This is a genomic window from Kineococcus sp. NPDC059986, assembly GCF_040702905.1.
Taxonomy (GTDB): domain Bacteria; phylum Actinomycetota; class Actinomycetes; order Actinomycetales; family Kineococcaceae; genus Kineococcus.
Genome location: NZ_JBFBND010000047.1, coordinates 1 through 17,504, shown reverse-complemented (window position 1 = coordinate 17,504; position 17,504 = coordinate 1). Strand labels below are relative to the sequence as shown.

The window sequence follows — 17,504 nt, the reverse complement described above, 5'->3', positions numbered from 1 at the left end:
GGCGTCCCCCTCGGAACCGCCGACGGGGAGGGCATCTCCTGCCATGGTGGTGCGGTGACCACCTCCAGGACGTCGGGTCTGCCCTCCCGTCTGCGTGCTCTCGTCGGCGAGGACGCCCGCGACAACCCCCACCTGCGCAGCATGCGGTACGCCGCGGTCGTCGGTCTGGTCGCCGGTCTCCTGCTCCTCGTGTCCGGAGTGACCGGCGGGGACACCGCCCTGGTCGTCCTCGGCGGAGTGTTCCTGCTGTGGACGGGAACGGTCCAGGTGGGGTGGTGGGTCGTCTGCGCCCTGGCCTGGGAACGCGCTCAGGAGTGACCGCCCCGGCGTCCTGGCGCGGCTGGGCGGGGGTGCGGGCGGTGCTCCTGGCGGTCACGGTCGTGGTCCTCCTGTCGACGCTCGTCTGGGGTCGGCACACGGCGTCGCTGCAGGACCTGCAGCGCGACCTCGCGAGCGGCCGGGTGACGCACGTCCTGGTCACGGGCGGCCTCCCCGCGGGGGCCGTCGGGAGCACCGTGCAGGACGTGCAGTGGCGTTCCGGGTGGTCGGACCACCGGACCCAGGTGCAGTACGTGGACGGTCGGGACGCGTCGAGCGGCACCACCCTGACGGGGGACGACGGCAACCCGCTCCCGGTCGTGGGCGAGGACGCGGCGGACCTGGTGCGGCAGTGGGGCACGTCGGTCCGCGTGGACCGGGCCGTGCAGGATTCGGGCCCGTTCCTGACCGGGGAGGTCCTGGGGATCCAGGTGCCCGGCTGGGTCGGCGTCCTGGTGGTCCTGCAGTGGCTGGGCGCCCTGTTCCTGCTCGTCAACGGCCCGGACCCGCGCCGGGTGAGCCGGTGGGGGTGGTTCTGGCTCTTCACCGTCCCGTTCGGGGTGACGGCGTTCCTCGTGTCGTCGGGGCCCTTGCCGGGTGGGCGACCCGTCCCCCCGGGGCCCCGCCGGCTGGGTGGGGGGTGGGCGTTCCTGCTCTCCGGCCTGCTGACGGGGGTCCTGGGCGGGTCGGGGTCCCTGTGACCCTCGAGCCCGAGGAGGGTGGTGACCTGCACGTCGCCCTCCTCGCCGTCGCGGCCGTGGCCGCGATCGCCCTGCCGGCCTTCGCCGACCTGTCCCGCCTGGAACGCGGTCTCAAGGACGACGGTTCCGTGGTGACCGCCGCGGACCGGGCCGGAGAACGGGCCGTCCGCGACCTGCTGGCCCGCCGGCGTCCCGACGACGCCGTCGTCGGTGAGGAGTTCCCGGCGACGCCGGGTGCGGGTGGAGCGGTGCGGCGGCGGTGGATCCTCGACCCGATCGACGGGACGGCGCACTTCGTCGACGGCGACGACCGCTGGTCGGTGCTGCTGGCCCTGGAGGTGGACGGCGTCCTGGAGGTGGCCGTGGCGGCCGTCCCGGCGCAGCAGCGGGTGTGGTGGGCGGTGCGCGGGGGCGGCGCCTCCACCGGTCGGATGGACGCCACCGGTGCCGTGAGCGGGGCCCGCCGGGTGGCCGTCGCCCCGGCTCCGGGAACGACGACGGTTCCACGTCTCGGGGTGGTTCCCGCCGAGGAGTACCAGCTCTCGTCGGACCGCGCGCTGGCGCTCGACGTCGGCGCGGGGACGGACGCGGCGAGGTGGCCGGTGCACCCCGCGTTGCTCGTCGCTCAGGGCGATCTCGACGTGGCGGTCCAGACGCGGGCCGAGGTCTGGGACGTCGCGGCGACCACCCTCATCGTCGCCGAGGCAGGCGGTGTGAGTTCCGGCCCGGACGGTTCGCCGGCGGTGACCGCAGGCCCTCGGGTCTTCGCCTCGGGGCCGGCGGTGCAGTCGGTCGTCCTGGCCGGGCTCGCCGGGACCCGCCCCTGAACCGGACGCTGAACCCCGCGCCGAACCCCGCGCCGAACCCGGTGCGTCCCGGACGTCAGGCCAGGCGTGCGAGGTCGTCGAAGAACCCCGGGTAGGTCTTGCGGACGCACCCGGGGTCGTCGATCTCGATGCCGGGGCTGCGCAGACCGAGCAGGGCCAGGCTCATCGCCATCCGGTGGTCGTCGTACGTCCGGAACCGGGTCGGTGCCGGGGTTCCCGGGTGGACCGAGAAACCATCGGGTTCCTCGACCGCGTCGATGCCGGCGCGCCGGAGTTCGGTGACCACCGCGGCGATGCGGTCGGTCTCCTTGCCGCGGATGAACCCGATGCCCCGGACACGGGTGGGGCCGTCGGCGTGGACCGCCACGGCCGCCAGGGTTTGCGCGGTGTCGGAGATGTCGACCATGTCCACGTCCACTCCGTGCAGCGTCCCGGTCCCGGTGACGGTGATCCGGTCGGGGGAGCGGTCCACCGTGGCGCCCATGCGTTCCAGGACGTCGGCGAAGCGCACGTCCCCCTGCAGGCTCCCGGTGCCCAGCCCCTGCACCGTGATCCGTCCGCCCGTGATGGCCGCAGCCCCCAGGAAGTACGAGGCGGCGCTGGCGTCCGGCTCCACCGCGTAGGCGCACCCGCGGTACCCACCGGTGCGGACGTCCAGTCCCTCGACCTGCGCACCGAAGGACAGCATGACGGCGGCCGTCATCTCCAGGTAGGGCACCGACACCAGCGGGGACGTCAGGTGCACCGAGAGCCCGTCGGGCATGAGGGGTGCGGCCAGGAACAGGCCGGACAGGAACTGGCTGGACAGGTGCCCCGGCAACGCGACCCGACCACCGCGCACGGGTCCCCCGACGGCGACCGGCAGCCGGCCGGGTTCGCCGAGTTCCTCCACGCCGGCGCCGAGGTGGCGCACCGCGTCCACCAGGGGGCCGAAGGGCCTGGCCCTCAGCTGCTCGCTGCCGTCGAGCACGCTGCGCCCGGGCAGGAGGGCCAGGGCCGGCAGGAGGAACCGCGACGTCGTGCCCGACTGCCGGGCGTCGACCCGGACCCCGGCCGGCACCGACAGCCCGTCGGTGGAGGCGACGCCGGTGACCACGGCGGTCCGGGTCCCCTCGTCCAGGTCCACCCGGGCGCCGAGGGACCGGACGGCGTCCAGCATGGCGCGCGTGTCGTCGGCCAGGAGGATCCCGGTGAGCGTGCTCGTGCCGACGGCGAGGGCCGCGCACAGCAACGCCCGGTTCGTGATGCTCTTCGACCCCGGCACCTGCACCGTCAGGTCCGGCGGGCTCCCCACGGGGTGCACGGTCAGGACGTCGGGGAGGTCAGCGGCTCCGGTCAGCACCCGGTCAGTCTGCCCGCGCCCCGGGTTCCTCCGCCACGAGCTCCACCTCGAACCCCGCGGTGTCCTCGAGGAAGGCGGCGTAGTGCTGCGGGCCGCCGGCGTGCGGGTGCCGGTCGGGGAACAGCAACCGCCAGCCGTGGTCCGGTGCCTCGGCGACCAGCACGTCGACGTCCCCTCGGCTGCCGGCCCACAGGGCGAGGTGGTTCATCCCGCTGCGGAGCCGGTCGGCTGGGCCGCGCACGTGGTCGGTGCCCGACTCCAGCACCACGTACGACGAGTCCAGGGACCACGTGGACCCGGTCTCCCACGCGTCGGTCCGCGAGTACCCGAGCCGTGCCAGCAGCCACGCCCACGGGCCGTCGGTGGCGGTGGCGTCGTCCCGCCACAGTTCCAGGTGGTGCAGGGTGCCTCGTTTCACGGGGACATCCTGACCCCTCGCCCGGAACCGTGCGGGAGACTGCGGGGACAGGTCCGCCCCGGGGAGGTCGCTCGTGCTCGTCGCCCACCTCAGTGACTGCCACCTGACCGTCGGCGCCCTGGGGGCCGAGCCCGCTGCCGGGCTGCTCCGGGCGATCGGTGCCGCGGCCGCGGTGCAGCCCCGACCGGACGTGCTGGTGATCAGCGGTGACCTCGTCGAGCACGGGACCCTCGAGGAGTACGAGGTGCTCGCGGAGGTCCTGTCGCGCAGCCCCTTGCCGGTGCACCTGGCCACGGGCAACCACGACCGTCGGGCACCCCTGCTGGCGGTGTTCGCCGGTTCGGAGCACCTGCCGCTCCCCGCGGGGAGTTCCGCCGGTGCAGGGGAGGTGCGCCACGTCGTGGAGCACGAGGACGCCCGGGTCGTCCTGCTCGACTCCCTGGTCGAACCCGGCGAGGACGGCAGCCACGTGCGCGGCGCGGGCCGGCTCGGCCCGCGGCAGGTGGCGTGGCTGGAGGAGGTCCTCACCGAGCGGGCGCGGACACCGACGCTGCTGGTGCTGCACCACCCACCGGTGCGCGTGGGCCTGCCGTTCCTGGACGGGATGGGGCTGCTGGACGCGGCCGCCCTCGGCGAGGTCGTGGGCCGGCACCCGCAGGTGCGGGGCGTGCTGGCCGGGCACGTGCACCGGCAGGTCACCGGGACCCTCGCCGGAGCGGTGGTGTCGTCGGCGGGCAGCACCTTCCGGCAGAGCGCGTTGGAGTTGTCGAGCGACCGTCCACCGGGCTACGTCGCCGAGCCCACGACCTTCCTCCTGCACCGGCTGGACGCGACGGGGTACGTCGTCCACACCGTGGCGGTCAGCCACGCGGGGGCCGTCCTGGCGGTGTGAACCCGGCGAGCCGGAACCTGTCGACCTGCACCGGACCCGTTCGACCCGCGACCCTCCGGCACGAGCGCGGTGGCCGACGTCCACGACTGGCCGTGGACGCGCAGCGCGTTCCTCGCCCGCTGAGGTCGCGGGTCGACCGGTGGCGGGACGGCTCAGGCCGTGGGATCCAGCGGGCCGTAGGTCCTGACGGGTTCTTCCATCTCCAGGTCCGCCGTCGCCTGGATGAGTTCGAGGAGTTCGGGGTCGAGTCCCGGCGCGAACTCCTCGTAACGCTCCTCGGCGATGGTCATGGGCGCCCCTTCGGGCGCCTGTTCGGTGCCGTCGAGGGTCGTCCCGTCCTTCGACGGCGAGGCGCCGCGCACGATCTTGCTCGCCTCGGACAACCCGGTGAGGTCGAAGGTGTACTGCTTCGACTGCCAGCCGAGGTCCACCATCTGCTTGACCTCGGGGAACTGCTCCGCGTTGGTCTTGGGGATGGGCAGCAGCTTCTTCCAGTCGACCCCGAGCGTCTCGAGGGCCTTGGCGTAGCTGTTCTCGTGCGCCTGGTCCCGGACGATGAGGTAGCTGACGGTCGAGCGGAGCGTCTTGTTCGACGACATCTCGTAGATGCGGCACTTCTGCAGGCGTCCCGTGGACTCCAGCATGAGGTTGTAGAGCAGGTCCAGCACGAGGTTGCCGGAGTTGTAGACGTAGCTGCCGCTCCACGGGTTGCCCGCCGAGTCGACCGGCAGCGCACCCTGGGCGCCCACGAGGTAGTGGTGGATGTTGCTCTCGGTCAGCGCGTTCGCCAGCGGCGTCGCGCCGCCGGCACCCGGGGTGTCCAGCGGGTCGGTCGCCTTGCCCTGGTAGCGGGGGGATCCGTCCAGCAGTCGGGCGATCGTGGTCCCGATGAGCTCGACGTGGCTGATCTCCTCGGTGCCGATGCCCTGCAGGAGGTCCTTGTACGGCTTGGCGGCGGGGCCGCGGAAGTTCATCGATTGGAACAGGTACTGCATCATCGTGCGCATCTCGCCGAACTGGCCCCCCAGACCTTCCTGGAGGGCGTTGGCCGCCGCGGGGTCGGGTTCGTCGGCGGCGATCTCGTGGATGAGCTTCTGCACGTGGAGGTACACGGGGACTCCCGTCGGGTGGTGCGGAGAGCTCCACTGCTCGAAACCCCTGTGCTCCGACCCTGCCCGCGGTTGCGGTGGCACGCCACTCGGAACGACGACGGACACCTCGTCGGCGGCGAACGCCGGCCGGCCTGGCCACGAGGTGTCACCTCCACCAGGGAACTCCGGGCCAGGTCAGCAACCGTTCCACGGCCTCCCGAGGACGGGCCGGGATCGAGACCGCGACGCGTTCCCCGTCCGGCCGGGTCCAGCTGATCCCGGTGACGCCGTCCTCGAGGTGGACGACCCCCGCAAGGACACCGCCGATGTCCAGGACCGTCCACCCGCCGGTCGCGTTGCGCAGATCGGTGCCCGTGGCGGGGGACTCGGCGGGAGGGTCCCCCGGCGTCGTCGAGACCGTGGTGACACCGGCCTCCGGGAGGCGGTGGAAGGGCACGCCGTGCAGGTCGACGTCGGCGGGGACCACCAGGAGGAGAGGTCGGGTGGGGTCGTGCCGGCGGTGCAGCAGGACCTCGCTCTCGTCCGGACCGAGGGGAGGACGTGGTCCCGTGAAGGCCGAGCCGTCGTCGAGGACCACGTCGTCGTCCAGGACACCGGGGGCACCCCACATCCCGATGGTGACGATGCGGTACTCCGGGTCGGTGGGGCGCAGGTGTTCCAGGACGGCGGCGACGTGCCCGCTGAGGGGGAGGGTGGCGAGCGGTCCGGGGTTCTCCTCGGCCGCCCGGGCGACCGCCTCCTCCTCGACGCGCGCCGGCCACAGCGGGAGTTCGGTGTCCTGCGGCGGGTCCTGCACGGTGGGCCAGTCCACGAGACCGTCGACGTGCAGGGGAACCGTGCGCGCCGAGGACCGCCCGTCGGGCAGACGGGGGTCGAACCAGATCGCGCGGTCCTGGCTGGACCAGCTGATCGCGGCGAGGACGTGCGCGGTGGTGGGCCGGTCCATGTCCCCGACGACGGCGCCGAGGTCGACCGGGACGGCGGACGCCAGGGCGGCCGCGATGCGCAGGACACCCGGGTGGTGGCGGCCGAGGGGGAGGTCGCGCGGCAGCTCTCCCGGCGGTGCGTCCGGGGCGAGGGCGGCGACGGCCTCCGCCCAGCGCAGGGTGGCGCGCGGAGTGCCGTCCGGGTGGGTGTCGAGGTCGAGGAACCCCGCAGCGTCGAGGGTGGTGAGCCAGTCGCCCGTGCGGTGCAGGAGTTCGACGGCGACGGCCGGCGGTCCGAGTTCGGCCCACGCCGTGCCGAGGGCGTCGGCCAGTTGCCCCGAGGTCAGCGTCGAACCCGTCACCGTCCTAGTCTCGCAGTGTGCCGACGCAGGACACCGGGTCAGGACGGCAGGCCACCAGGCTGCGGAGCCGGCACCGTCGCTTCGACCGCGGCCGATGGGCGCGTTCACGGCTGCTGGGCTCGCTGACGCTGGACGCGGCGCTCCTCGTGGGCGCCGCGGGGTGGTGGTCGGCCGGACGGTGGACCGTGGCGGCCGCCTGGGCCCTGGTCGCGGTCGGCGCCGCGGTGTGGGCGGTGCTGACCACCGGATGGGGAACCTGGACCCTGCCCGCCCGCACATGGCGTGGCAGGACCGGGGCCGCTTGCCGGTGGCGTCGGTGGTCTCGGTGCTCGCAGTCGCCGGGCTGTTCGCCGTGACGCTGCACGGGGCGTTCGGCCAGGCGTGGGGCGACGTCGCGGTGGTCACCGCACCCGCCGCCGCCGCGACCCTCGCGTCGTCCTGGTGGCAGGGACGACGTTCCCGTCCCCGCGCGTGACGGGGCTCAGGAGGGAGCCGTCGGGCTGACCAGCAAGGCTTCCGCGGTGCGGTCGTCGGTCACCGGGCGGTGGACGAGCCCGCTGCGGCAGGCGGCCCGGATCGCGGTGCTCTCGTCCGCGCCGTCAGCAACGGCCGTGACGTCGGGCACGGCGCGCAGTTGACGGGTGGTGACCGAGACGGCGCGGTCGAGGAGACGGGCGACCTCGAACCGGGACACCCGCAGTTCACCGGCGATGGTGCTCGTCGTGGCGCCGTCCAGGTGGTGGCGCCGCGCCGCGACGGTCGCCCGCAGGGCTTCGAGTGCACTGTCCATCGGGCCACCTGACGAGCGAGCGGCATTGACACGTCGGCCGCTGGCTGAGGATGGTTCAGGGCACTGTTGGAGGCACCACCGCTCGAATGAGCACCTGGAGGTCGGAGTGAAGTTCTTCGCGGACAGCGCGGACGTCGAACGGGTCGAGGCCCTGCTGCGGGCCGGCCTGGTCGACGGGGTGACGTCGAACCCCTCGATCCTCGACCGCTCCGACCGCGGCGCCGCCGACTTCCCCGAGCTGTACTCCCGCTACGTCGACGCCGGCGCCCAGCAGGTGTTCTTCCAGACCTGGGGGCACGACGCGGACGAGATGCTCCGGAACGCGACGCGCATCACCGACCTCGGCGACCGCGTCGTCGTCAAGCTGACGGCGACCATGGCGGGTTTCACCGCGGCGGCGGCCCTGCACCGCGCCGGTGTTCCCACCCTCGTCACGGCGGTGAACACCGTCGCCCAGGCCGCGGTCTCGGCCCAGGTCGGCGCCGTCTGGATCGCGCCCTACTTCGGGCAGATCGCCGACCGCACCGGACGCCCCCCGTTGGAACTCGTCGGAGCCATGCACGAGGCGTTGCGGGACAGCCCGACCGAGGTGCTGCTCGCCAGCGTGCGCAGTCCGCTGGCCGTCGAGCAGGCCCTCGCCGTCGGCGTCCGGGCCTTCACGGCGCACCCCGACGTCATCGAGGCCTGCACGGTCGACGAGCACACCGTCGCGGCTGACGAGGCGTTCGAGGCGCTCATGCGCCGCCGAGGCTGACGCGGGTGGACGAGCGACGAGGCCGAGTGGAGGAGGACGGACGTGCCCGCTGAACGACGTGACCTGACCGGCACGGTGGTCCTGGTGACCGGGGCCGGTGCCGGCATCGGTGCCGCCACCGCGCGGCAGCTGCTCGACTCCGGCGTCCGCGTGGTGCTGGCCGACCTGGACCCCGCGAAGGCGGCGGCGGTGGCGGCCTCGTTCCCGGCCGAGCAGTTCCTGGCCGTCGCCCTGGACGTGCGGTCCCCGGACGCGGCACGCCAGGTCGTCGCCGAGGCGGTGGGGCGTTTCGGACGCCTCGACTCGGTCGTCTGCAACGCGGGCATCGGCGTCTTCGGCGGGATCTGCGACTACTCCGACGACGTGTTGCAGGCCATCGTCGACACCAACCTGCTCGGCACGGTGTGGGCGGTCCGCGCTGCGGTGCAGCACTTCGACGCGCGGGCCGCGGCCGGTGACGCCGGCGGTGACGTCGTCCTCGTCGCCTCGGTGGCGGGGCTCGGAACCGGGGGAGCACTGGAGGCGGTGTACGGGGCGAGCAAGCACGGTCAGGTCGGGCTGGCGACGTCGCTGGCCCGCGAGGTGCGCGAGCGGGGGATCCGCGTCAGCACCATCGCCCCGGCCGCCGTGAACACAGGGTTCGCCGACGGTGTCGGCCGCACGGAGGGGGACCCGGTCAAGGACGGGTTCCTGGCGCCCGACGACGTGGCGTTCGCCGTCGTCACCGTCCTGGAGCAACCCCGGCGGATGCGGACGGCGTTGTGGTCGATGTGGAGCATGGCTGAGCAGCCCTGACCACGGACCCGTGCGGATCCACCCCACCCCGACCGAGCAGGAGTTCCCGTGCCCGCCCCCGTTGCGCACCGTCCGCCCCCAGGCGAGGAGCGAGGCGCCCACGGCACTCTTCTGGTGGTGGTCGGGGAGGCGCTCGTCGACGTGGTCGAACACCCCGACGGCCGCAGTGCCGAACACCCCGGAGGTAGCCCTCTCAACGTCGCGTACGGGCTGGGTCGGCTCGGCCACCCGGTGCGGTTCCTGTGCCGCATCGGGGACGACCAGCGGGGTGCAACCGTGCGCGACCACCTGGCCGGTGCCGGCGTCGACCTGCTCCCCGCGTCCCTCGTGCACGGTGCCACGTCGACGTCGCACGCACTGGTCGACGCCGACGGGAAGGCGACCTGCACGTTCGACTTCGACGCGACCCTGCCGCGGGTGGAGTTCCCGTCGGACACCGACCACGTCCACACCGGGTCGATCGGCGCCTCGGTTCCTCCGGGGTCCGCCGTCGCCCTCGACCTCCACCGCCGCGCCCGGTCGTCCGCGACCACGAGCTACGACCCCAACGTCCGCCCGGTGTTCTTCTCCGGCCCCGAGCAGGCCGTGGGGCTGGTCGAGGAGTTCGAGCCGCCAGCGACGTCGTCAAGGCCTCCGACGAGGACGTCCGCTGGCTGTACCCGGGCGAGTCGGACGTCGACGTCGCGCGGCGGTGGCTCGCCGCGGGTCCGGCCCTGGTGGTCCTCACGCGCGACGGCGACGGTGCCGTCGCCGTCACGGCCGGGTCGGGAGTCCTCGAGGTGGCCGCGCCGACGGTGTCCGTCGTCGACACCGTGGGGGCGGGCGACGCCTTCTCCTCCGGGTTGCTCGACGCCCTCGCCGCGGGCCGACCTGTTGGGTGCGCAGACGCGACCGAGGCTGCGGGAACTGTCCGGTGCACCGTTGCGCAGGGTGGTCGAGGCGGCCGTGCGGTGCGCGTCCCTGACGTGCCGACGGGCCGGGGCCCGCCCACCGGACCGCGCCGAACTGCGCGGCGGTGCGTGAGGGACCACACCGTGGAGAGGCACGGTTCCCCGCTGCGGCGGCCGCACACCGGGCCCTCCCGCCGTGCGAGGACCGGTTCCTCAGATCGCCCGGTCGGTGGTGCTGCGGACGGTGCTGCCCGTCACCGGGTCGACGCTCGTGGTGCTGGTGACGGCCCGGGTGCGGGGCCGGAACAGGGCGAACTCGAGGACGATGCCGAGGACGCCGACGACCATGAGGATGACCCCGACGGTCGACAGGTCGAGGCCGGACACCGAGAAGGTGACGGCGAAGGTGAGGACGGCTCCGACGGCGAGCAGGAAGACGCTGGTTCCGAGGCGCATGTCTCGATGGTGGGCAGCGGTCGCGAGGTCGGCGCGCTGAGACCCGCAGAACCACCCGTTCGACGGCAGCGAGGGTTTCTCCTCGTGGTCCCGCCCGCCTGCTCGACCACTCTGCTGGCCTCACACGTCGCGACGCGTCGAGGCAGGGGACGTGCACCGCGCGACCGACCGGTACCTGGCGCCGGACCAGCGCGACTCCTTCCAGCTTCCTGGTCCGCTGAGCCTCAGCGTTCGGGGCGCTGCCGGATGCGGCGCCCCAGACCGGCGGTGACCAGCACCACGGCGACGGTCTCGGCCGCGACGAGTCCGACGAGCACGAGCAGTTGGACCCGGGCGGCTTCGAGCGGGCTGGCCCCGCCCAGGAGGAGACCGACGAAGGCGCCCGGCAGGGTGACCAGTCCGACCGTCCGGGTCTGGTCCAGCGCCGGGGCCAGTGCGCGCTGCGCGGCGGTGCGCCCGACGTCGGCCACCGCTTCCCGGCCGGTCGCGCCGATGGCCAGCCACGACTCCACGGTGGCCCAGTCCGCGGCGACGTCGTCCAGCATGCGGCGACCGGCCAGGGTCGTGGCGCTCATGGCGCCGCCGATGAGCTGCGCCGTGAAGGGCACGACCTGCAGGACGTGGGGCTGCAGGGCTCCGGTGCCGATGACGACCGCCGAGGCCGTCGCGGCACCGGCGCCGATGGCGACGACGGTCACCGGCCACACCCGGGGGAACCGCAGCCGACGGGCCGAGGTCCACGACGCGATCCCCAGCGCGAGGCACAGGTAGAGCGGCGCCAGCGCGGCGGTGCGCAGGACGAACCCGAGGACGAGGCCGACGGCGACGATCTGGACGACGGCCCGCGCGACGACCACGACGACGTCCCGGCCGTGCCCGAGACCGGCCCAGCGGCCGACCCCGATCGCGACCAGGGCCAGCACCGTGATCGCCGCGAGGACGGGCCCGATCCCGTGGAGGGCGTCGATCACGGCAGGGTCCTGCTCGACGGGTCGAACTGCACGGATGACCTCGCGTTCCGTCCGCGGTGACGAGTCCGGGGCCGGCAGCCGCCGGTCGCAGCAGCCTACGGTCACCGGCAGGCCGCCTCGCGCGCCCGTCTCAGCGGAGGTTCAGCGGCCGGCGGTCACCATGGGTCCGCCCCCGTCCGGGGGGCGTCGACCGCCCGCACCGGAGGACCCGCCCCATGGCCACGCCGCCTCGCACCGGTCCGCCTCGCGCCGACCGCCCGGCCGGGGTTCTCCGCTCCGTGCTCGCCCCGCGGATCGTGGCGGCGAAGGTTCCCGAGGTCACGGCGCTGTTCTGGCTGGTCAAGGTCCTCACGACCGGGATGGGAGAGGCGGCCTCGGACTACCTGGGGGAGACCGACCTCGTCCTCGGTGGTCTCGTCGGGGTCGGCGGGTTCGCGCTGGCGTTGTGGCTGCAGTTGCGGTCCGAGCGCTACCGGCCCCCCGTGTACTGGTTCTGCGTGTCCGCGATCGCCGTCGTCGGCACGATGCTGGCCGACGTCCTGCACGTGGTCAGCGGGCTGCCGCTGTGGGCGACCTCGAGCCTGTACGCGGTGGCGGTGGCGGTCGTGTTCGGGTGGTGGTGGCGCAGCGAGCGGACGCTCGACGTCCACAGCATCACCACCGCACGCCGCGAGCGGTTCTACTGGGCCACCGTGCTGGCGACGTTCGCCCTGGGGACCGCGGTGGGTGACCTCACGGGCCTGGCCATGCACCTGGGTTTCCTGCCCTCGGGGTTGCTGTTCACCGCCGCCATCGCGGTTCCCCTCGTCGCCTGGCGGCTGGGGGCGAACCCGGTCCCGACGTTCTGGGCCGCCTACGTCCTGACCCGTCCGCTGGGCGCCTCGTTCGCGGACTGGCTCGGCAAGGAGCCCGACCTCGGCGGCGGTCGGGGTTTCGGCGACGGACCCGTCACGGTCGTCGCGGTCGTCCTCATCGTCACCCTCGTGACGTTCCTCGCCCTCCGGGGGAACGACGTGCAACGCCCCGATCCGCGCCACGAGAACCCGGGCCTCCCGTCGACGCGGACGGCGGTCGATCCCGTGGCCGACCCCGAGGCGGTCTGAACCGGTCCGCCTCCTCCGGCGCCGCGGCATTCCCCGGCCCGGCGACGGGCCGTCGTGGCGAGGATGCGGTCGCCGGTCCCGCACCCGCCGCAGGGCAGCCCTGCGCCGGAACCTCGAGAACAGTGGAGCCGAGCGGGGCAACCCCCGAACGGGTGAAAGACCCGTCGCGCTCTCAACCTTCCCCGCCGGCCGTCGATGACGTCGGAGCACCAGCAGTTCCACCTCGGGACCCGTCGTCGGGTCCGGCACCCAGGAGCGAGATGTTCGGCAAGAACTCGACGGCGGTCCTCGCCGGCACGACGGCCCGTCTCCTCGCCAGCGAGGCCGACGTGGCCGCGATGACCGAGGTGGTCCGCGCTCTGGCGTCGGTCCGGTCCCCCCAGGACGCCGTGCGCATCGCCCTGGCGGCGGTCCGCGAACGGTTCGGCTGGACGTACGGCTCCTACTGGACGCTGGACCCCACGGGGGAGGGCGGCAGGGGGGTCCTGCGGTTCGCGCAGGAGTCCGGTGACGCCGGTGCGGAGTTCCGGCGGGTCACGTTGCAGGCGTCCTTCGCCGAGGGCGTCGGGCTGTCCGGGCGCGCCTGGCGGGCCCGGGACCTCGTGTTCGTGCCCGACCTCGCCCAGGTCCCCGACTGCGTGCGGGCGCCGGCGGCCCAGCGGGCCGGGGTGAAGTCCGGGGTGTGCTTCCCGATCCTCCAGGAGGGCCGCGTCGTCGGCACCATGGACTTCTTCAGCAGCGAGGAACTGGAGCCGTCGCCGGGACGGTTGGACGCGCTGCGGGCGGTGGGGGTCCTGGTCTCCAGTGCGCTGGAACGGGCGCACGAGGTGGTGCGCCAGGAGAAGGCGGCGCAGGACGTGGACGCCGTCTCGACCGTCATCCGCGAACTCACGACGGCCTCCGACGAACAGGTGGTGCTGCGGACCGCGCTGGACGTCGTCCGGCGTGACTTCGACTGGCAGTACGGGTCGTTCTGGCGCCTGGACGAACAGGCCCGGGTCCTGCGCTTCGAGCTGGAGTCGGGGACGGCGGGGGAGGAGTTCCGCCGCGTCACGCTGTCGGCGTCCTTCGCCAAGGGCGTCGGGTTGTCCGGGCGCACGTGGGCCGAGCAGGACCTGGTGTTCGTCGAGGACCTCGGTGAGATGACGGACTGCGTCCGGGCCCCGGCCGCTCAGCGCGCCGGGGTGAAGTCCGGCGTCTGCCTGCCCGTCGTCGTCGCGGGCCGCATGATCGGCACGATGGACTTCTTCGCCACCCGCACGCTCATCATGTCCGCGAGCCGCCGCAGCGCCCTGCGGAACACGGCCTTCCTCGTCGGGCAGGCAATGGAGCGGCTGGCCGCCGGGACCCGGCTGCGCCAGGCGGGCGGCGAACTGCTGTCCTCCATCGACGAGGTCGAGCGCAACGTCACGTCCGCGGCCGACGTCGCCGCCCAGGGCGAAGCCCTGGGCCAGGAGGCGAACGGGCAGGTCGCAGCGCTCGGCCAGGCGAGCACGGAGATCGACGACGTCGTGCGCGCCATCCAGTCGATCGCGGCGCAGACCAAGCTGCTGGCCCTGAACGCCACGATCGAGGCGGCGCGGGCGGGGGAGTCCGGGAAGGGTTTCGCCGTCGTGGCCGGGGAGGTCAAGGAACTCTCCTCCCAGACCGAACGTGCCACCGACGACGTGAGCGTCAAGGTCGCCACCATCCAGGACCGGGTGCAGGCGGTCGTCACCTCGCTGGCCGGGATCCACGCGGCCGTCGAGCAGATCAACCACACGCAGGCGCTCATCGGGGACGTCCTGGCCGAGCAGGAGGCCACGACCCGCAGCGTCCTGGGCTGACGGGCCGGGACCACCCGTTCACCAGGTCAAGCTCGTGCTCCCCCACGCCGATCCCAGGACGACCGTGTCAACCGTGAGGCCCCCCATGCTCCCGCTCGACGGCCTCGTGCCGATCCGCCCCGACGTCGTCCGCGTCGTTCCGTGCCGGCTCCCGCAGCCGGTCACGACGGTGCCGGACCCGTCCGCGGTCCTGGCCCGGCACTGCGTCACCGAGGCCGGCGATCCGGACGGGCCGGTGCTCCTGCTGGCGAACGGGTTCGGGGCCGGGCAGCGGGCGTGGAACCGCCTGCTCCCGCACCTGGCCGACCACCGCGTCGTCCTGTTCGACCACGCGGGGTCCGGCGCCACGCAGCTGAGCGACTTCGACCCCGTCCGGCACGGGAGCTTGACCGGGTACGCGCAGGACCTGCTGGAGGTGTGCGCCGCCCTGGACCTCCGCGCCGTGCACGTCGTGGGCCACTCGGTCAGTGCCGCCGTCGCCCTGTTGGCGGCCGCGGCCCAGCCCGACCGCTTCGCCACGCTGTCGCTGGTGGCGCCGTCCCCGCGCTACGTCGACGACCCCGGGACCGGGTGGACGGGCGGGTTCAGCCTCGAGGACATCCGCGAACTCCTCGAGTCGCTGGACAGCAACTACTACGCCTGGTCCGCCGCGATGGCGCCGGTCGTGATGGGGGTCCCCGGGTCACCGGAGCTGGGGGCGGAACTGACCGACAGCTTCCTCGGCACGCACCCCGACGCCGCCGCGACCTTCGCCCGGGCCATCTTCCTCAGCGACGTGCGCGACGTGCTGCCGCAGGTGCAGCACCCCACGCTGGTCCTGCAGTGCCGGCACGACGCGCTCGCCCCGGAGGAGGTGGGGACGGCGGTCGCCGCGGCCGTTCCGCGAGGTCACCTCGTCGTCCTCGACGCCACCGGTCACTGCCCGCACATCAGTGCGCCCGCTCAGGTCGCGACCGCTGTCCTCGACCACCTGGACCGCCACCGCGTCGGCGACCCGGGCCGCACGGACCGGACGGGCTCCTCCTCGTGACGACACCACCGGTGGACGCCGGCCACGACCGTGCGGACGTCGCGCCGGTCCGCGCCGACGGCTGGTGGCAGGACTCACCGGTCGCCCACGTGGTCCTCGACGGTGACGCGGGACTCGTCGTGGACGTGAACCGCACCTTCACCACCTGGACAGGTCTGCTGCGGGAGGACGTCCTCGGAACCCCGTTCGCCCGCCTCCTGCCGGTCGGGGACCGCATCGTGTGGACGACCCACGCCCTGCCGGTGCTGGCGACGGCCGGACGGGTGGACGAGGTCTCGGTCCAGGTGCTCGGTGTCGGAGGGTCACGGCACGCGGCCTTCCTCAGCGCCGTGCGGTTCACCGCGCCCGGTCTCGGGGCCGGCGAGGGCCAGGACGGATCCCCGGACACCGACCCGCCGGTCCGGGACGGGCGGGGGAACCCGGCACACGTCGTGGTCGCCCTGTTCGGGGCGCGGGAACGTCGTCGCTACGAACAGGAACTGCTCGTCTCCAAACGCGCCGCCGAGGCCTCGGAAGCGCAACGCGCTCGGGCCGAAGCCCACCTGCAGCACCTCGTGCACCACGACCCGGTGACCGGTCTGCTCAACCGGACCGGCCTGCACGCAGCCCTGTCCGAAGCCCTCGGGAACGGTCCGGGGCGCGACGACGCCACCGCGCGCCTGGCCGTGGTGTTCCTCGACCTGGACGGTTTCAAGGCCGTCAACGACAGCGTGGGGCACGCCGGTGGTGACGACCTGCTGCGCGTCCTCGGGCAGCGACTGCGGTCGGCGTTGCGTCCGCAAGCCGTCGTGGCCCGGTTCGCCGGTGACGAGTTCGTCGTGCTGGAGGTGCTGCGCACCGAGGACGACGCGGTCGCGTTGTGCCGACGACTGCTGGCGGAGCTCACGGTCCCGGTCGTCATCGCCGGTGTCGAGGTCGTCCCGTCGGCCAGTGCCGGCATCGCCCTCGCGGACGTGCCGTCCGACCTCCGGGCAGAGCCCACCGGAACCGGTGCAGCGGCGTGCGACGCGGAGTGCGACGCGGCGGCCGACGCCCTGCTGCGTCGCGCGGACACGGCGATGTACCGGGTCAAGAGCCGTGGCCGCGGGGGTTTGGCCGTCCACGACCCCGCCGCCGGGGACGACGCCGCCGACCGGTTGCGGCTGCTGCAGGAACTGCGGGCAGCCCTCGCCGAGGGGGAGTTCCGGTTGCACTACCAGCCGAGGGTCCGGTTGTCGGACGGCACCACGACGGGGGTGGAGGCCCTCGTGCGGTGGCAGCACCCCGTCCGGGGTCTGCTCGGCCCGGCGGAGTTCATCGAGGTCGCCGAGGCGAGCGGCCTCATCCGCGACCTCGGTGCCTGGGTCCTGGACACGGCCGTCGCCCAGGCGGCCGCGTGGAACGCCACGGGCAACGGGGTGCAGATGAGCGTCAACCTCTCGACGCGGCAGCTGAACGACCCCGACCTGGTGCTGCTGGTGACGAGTGCGCTGGCGCGGTACGGCGTCCCCGCGAGCCAGGTGGTCCTGGAGATCACCGAGACCGCGTTGATGGTGGAACCCGAGAACGCGTCGGTGACGCTGCAGGCCCTGTCGGGGCTGGGGATGCAGATCGCGGTGGACGACTTCGGGACCGGGTACGCGAGCTTGACGTACCTGCAGCGGTTCCCGGTGCACGAGCTGAAGATCGACCGGTCCTTCGTCTCCGCCGTGGTCGACAGCGCCGCGGACCGGGCGATCGTCGGCGCCTGCGTCCACCTCGCACGCTCGATGGGACTGGTCAGCGTGGCCGAGGGCGTCGAGACCGAGGAGCAGCGGCAGGTCCTCGTGGAGCTGGGGTGTTCGGTGGCGCAGGGGTACCTCTTCAGCCCCGCCCGCCCACCGGAGGAGGTGTCACAGCGCTACGGCGGCGCGGACCGCTAGTGTCGTGAGTCGATGATTCGTTGGCAGTAGTCGCCGAGCGACTCCAGGATCTGCTCGGCGGTCTTGACCCAGACGTAGGGACGAGGGTTC

Annotated in this window: 18 protein-coding genes and 2 pseudogenes; 13 read left to right on the top strand and 7 right to left on the bottom strand. The window is 73.6% G+C overall.

From position 1 onward, the window contains the following. The first annotated feature begins 54 nt into the window (after nt 1-54). Genes AB0637_RS22730 through AB0637_RS22720 form a run of 3 tightly spaced genes read left to right on the top strand, consistent with a single transcriptional unit; the run spans nt 55 to nt 1,846 of the window. Nucleotides 55-318, top strand: a complete 264-nt coding sequence (locus AB0637_RS22730) for a hypothetical protein (RefSeq protein ID WP_366174972.1) — start codon at nt 55-57, stop codon at nt 316-318. Then, nucleotides 315-1,019 (top strand): hypothetical protein, encoded by a 705-nt coding sequence (locus AB0637_RS22725; protein ID WP_366174971.1) that lies wholly within the window; start codon nt 315-317, stop codon nt 1,017-1,019. The genes AB0637_RS22730 and AB0637_RS22725 overlap by 4 nt, the downstream gene beginning before the upstream one ends. Beyond that, entirely contained in the window at nt 1,016-1,846 is an 831-nt protein-coding gene (locus tag AB0637_RS22720) for an inositol monophosphatase family protein (RefSeq protein WP_366174970.1), read from the top strand. Before AB0637_RS22725 ends, AB0637_RS22720 begins: the two co-directional genes overlap by 4 nt. Nucleotides 1,847-1,901: 55 nt before the next feature. On the opposite strand, the gene aroA is transcribed toward AB0637_RS22720, so the two are convergent. Both aroA and AB0637_RS22710 read right to left on the bottom strand, forming a co-directional pair. Continuing rightward, nucleotides 1,902-3,188, bottom strand: coding sequence for a 3-phosphoshikimate 1-carboxyvinyltransferase (gene aroA / locus AB0637_RS22715; RefSeq protein ID WP_366174969.1), 1,287 nt, complete (start codon nt 3,186-3,188; stop codon nt 1,902-1,904). A 4-nt stretch (nt 3,189-3,192) separates the two neighbouring features. Beyond that, nucleotides 3,193-3,606, bottom strand: coding sequence for a VOC family protein (locus AB0637_RS22710; protein WP_366174968.1), 414 nt, complete (start codon nt 3,604-3,606; stop codon nt 3,193-3,195). A gap of 73 nt (nt 3,607-3,679) precedes the next feature. Between AB0637_RS22710 and AB0637_RS22705 the strand changes: the two genes are divergently transcribed. Beyond that, nucleotides 3,680-4,498, top strand: a complete 819-nt coding sequence (locus AB0637_RS22705; protein WP_366174967.1) for a metallophosphoesterase — start codon at nt 3,680-3,682, stop codon at nt 4,496-4,498. A gap of 152 nt (nt 4,499-4,650) precedes the next feature. On the opposite strand, the gene AB0637_RS22700 is transcribed toward AB0637_RS22705, so the two are convergent. Both AB0637_RS22700 and AB0637_RS22695 read right to left on the bottom strand, forming a co-directional pair. Beyond that, entirely contained in the window at nt 4,651-5,610 is a 960-nt protein-coding gene (locus AB0637_RS22700) for a manganese catalase family protein (RefSeq protein WP_366174966.1), read from the bottom strand. Between the two features lie 145 nt (nt 5,611-5,755). Further along, a complete protein-coding gene (locus AB0637_RS22695) occupies nt 5,756-6,898 on the bottom strand; it encodes a hypothetical protein (RefSeq protein ID WP_366174965.1) in 1,143 nt (380 codons plus the stop codon). A 325-nt stretch (nt 6,899-7,223) separates the two neighbouring features. Between AB0637_RS22695 and AB0637_RS22690 the strand changes: the two genes are divergently transcribed. Then, a complete protein-coding gene (locus tag AB0637_RS22690; RefSeq protein ID WP_366174964.1) occupies nt 7,224-7,373 on the top strand; it encodes a hypothetical protein in 150 nt (49 codons plus the stop codon). 6 nt (nt 7,374-7,379) lie between these two features. On the opposite strand, the gene AB0637_RS22685 is transcribed toward AB0637_RS22690, so the two are convergent. Then, complete coding sequence (locus AB0637_RS22685; protein WP_366174963.1) at nt 7,380-7,688, bottom strand: sugar-binding domain-containing protein; 309 nt, start codon at nt 7,686-7,688, stop codon at nt 7,380-7,382. Between the two features lie 106 nt (nt 7,689-7,794). Between AB0637_RS22685 and AB0637_RS22680 the strand changes: the two genes are divergently transcribed. The 4 genes and pseudogenes from AB0637_RS22680 to AB0637_RS22665 all read left to right on the top strand — a co-directional run. Then, nucleotides 7,795-8,442, top strand: a complete 648-nt coding sequence (locus AB0637_RS22680; RefSeq protein WP_366174962.1) for a transaldolase family protein — start codon at nt 7,795-7,797, stop codon at nt 8,440-8,442. Nucleotides 8,443-8,484: 42 nt separating this feature from the next. Then, on the top strand, nt 8,485-9,237 hold the full coding sequence (locus tag AB0637_RS22675; protein WP_366174961.1) for an SDR family oxidoreductase: 753 nt from the start codon (nt 8,485-8,487) through the stop codon (nt 9,235-9,237). A gap of 48 nt (nt 9,238-9,285) precedes the next feature. Then, nucleotides 9,286-9,789: pseudogene (locus AB0637_RS22670) on the top strand (PfkB family carbohydrate kinase); the annotation flags it as partial. 101 nt (nt 9,790-9,890) lie between these two features. Beyond that, a pseudogene (locus tag AB0637_RS22665) lies at nt 9,891-10,052 on the top strand (carbohydrate kinase); the annotation flags it as partial. A 288-nt stretch (nt 10,053-10,340) separates the two neighbouring features. Here AB0637_RS22665 and AB0637_RS22660 read toward each other — a convergent pair. Continuing rightward, a complete protein-coding gene (locus tag AB0637_RS22660; RefSeq protein WP_366174960.1) occupies nt 10,341-10,583 on the bottom strand; it encodes a DUF6458 family protein in 243 nt (80 codons plus the stop codon). 224 nt (nt 10,584-10,807) lie between these two features. Beyond that, nucleotides 10,808-11,554 carry an ABC transporter permease gene (locus AB0637_RS22655; RefSeq protein WP_366174959.1) on the bottom strand — a complete coding sequence of 249 codons (747 nt, stop codon included), beginning with the start codon at nt 11,552-11,554 and terminating at the stop codon, nt 10,808-10,810. Nucleotides 11,555-11,769: 215 nt separating this feature from the next. Here AB0637_RS22655 and AB0637_RS22650 point away from each other — a divergent pair, with 215 nt between their 5' ends. The 4 genes from AB0637_RS22650 (at nt 11,770) to AB0637_RS22635 (ending at nt 17,414) form a co-directional block, all read left to right on the top strand. Continuing rightward, nucleotides 11,770-12,657, top strand: coding sequence for a hypothetical protein (locus AB0637_RS22650; RefSeq protein ID WP_366174958.1), 888 nt, complete (start codon nt 11,770-11,772; stop codon nt 12,655-12,657). 260 nt (nt 12,658-12,917) lie between these two features. Next, entirely contained in the window at nt 12,918-14,483 is a 1,566-nt protein-coding gene (locus tag AB0637_RS22645; protein WP_366174957.1) for a GAF domain-containing protein, read from the top strand. Nucleotides 14,484-14,556: 73 nt separating this feature from the next. Continuing rightward, a complete protein-coding gene (locus AB0637_RS22640) occupies nt 14,557-15,513 on the top strand; it encodes an alpha/beta hydrolase (RefSeq protein WP_366174956.1) in 957 nt (318 codons plus the stop codon). Then, nucleotides 15,510-17,414, top strand: coding sequence for an EAL domain-containing protein (locus tag AB0637_RS22635; RefSeq protein ID WP_366174955.1), 1,905 nt, complete (start codon nt 15,510-15,512; stop codon nt 17,412-17,414). The genes AB0637_RS22640 and AB0637_RS22635 overlap by 4 nt, the downstream gene beginning before the upstream one ends. Nucleotides 17,415-17,504: the final 90 nt, after the last annotated feature.

Bases quoted from the DNA above. Each gene is read 5' to 3' on its own strand.
- AB0637_RS22685 (WP_366174963.1), bottom strand. From the start codon at position 7,688: ATGGACAGTGCACTCGAAGCCCTGCGGGCGACCGTCGCGGCGCGGCGC.
- AB0637_RS22650 (WP_366174958.1), top strand. From the start codon at position 11,770: ATGGCCACGCCGCCTCGCACCGGTCCGCCTCGCGCCGACCGCCCGGCC.
- AB0637_RS22660 (WP_366174960.1), bottom strand. From the start codon at position 10,583: ATGCGCCTCGGAACCAGCGTCTTCCTGCTCGCCGTCGGAGCCGTCCTC.
- AB0637_RS22645 (WP_366174957.1), top strand. From the start codon at position 12,918: ATGTTCGGCAAGAACTCGACGGCGGTCCTCGCCGGCACGACGGCCCGT.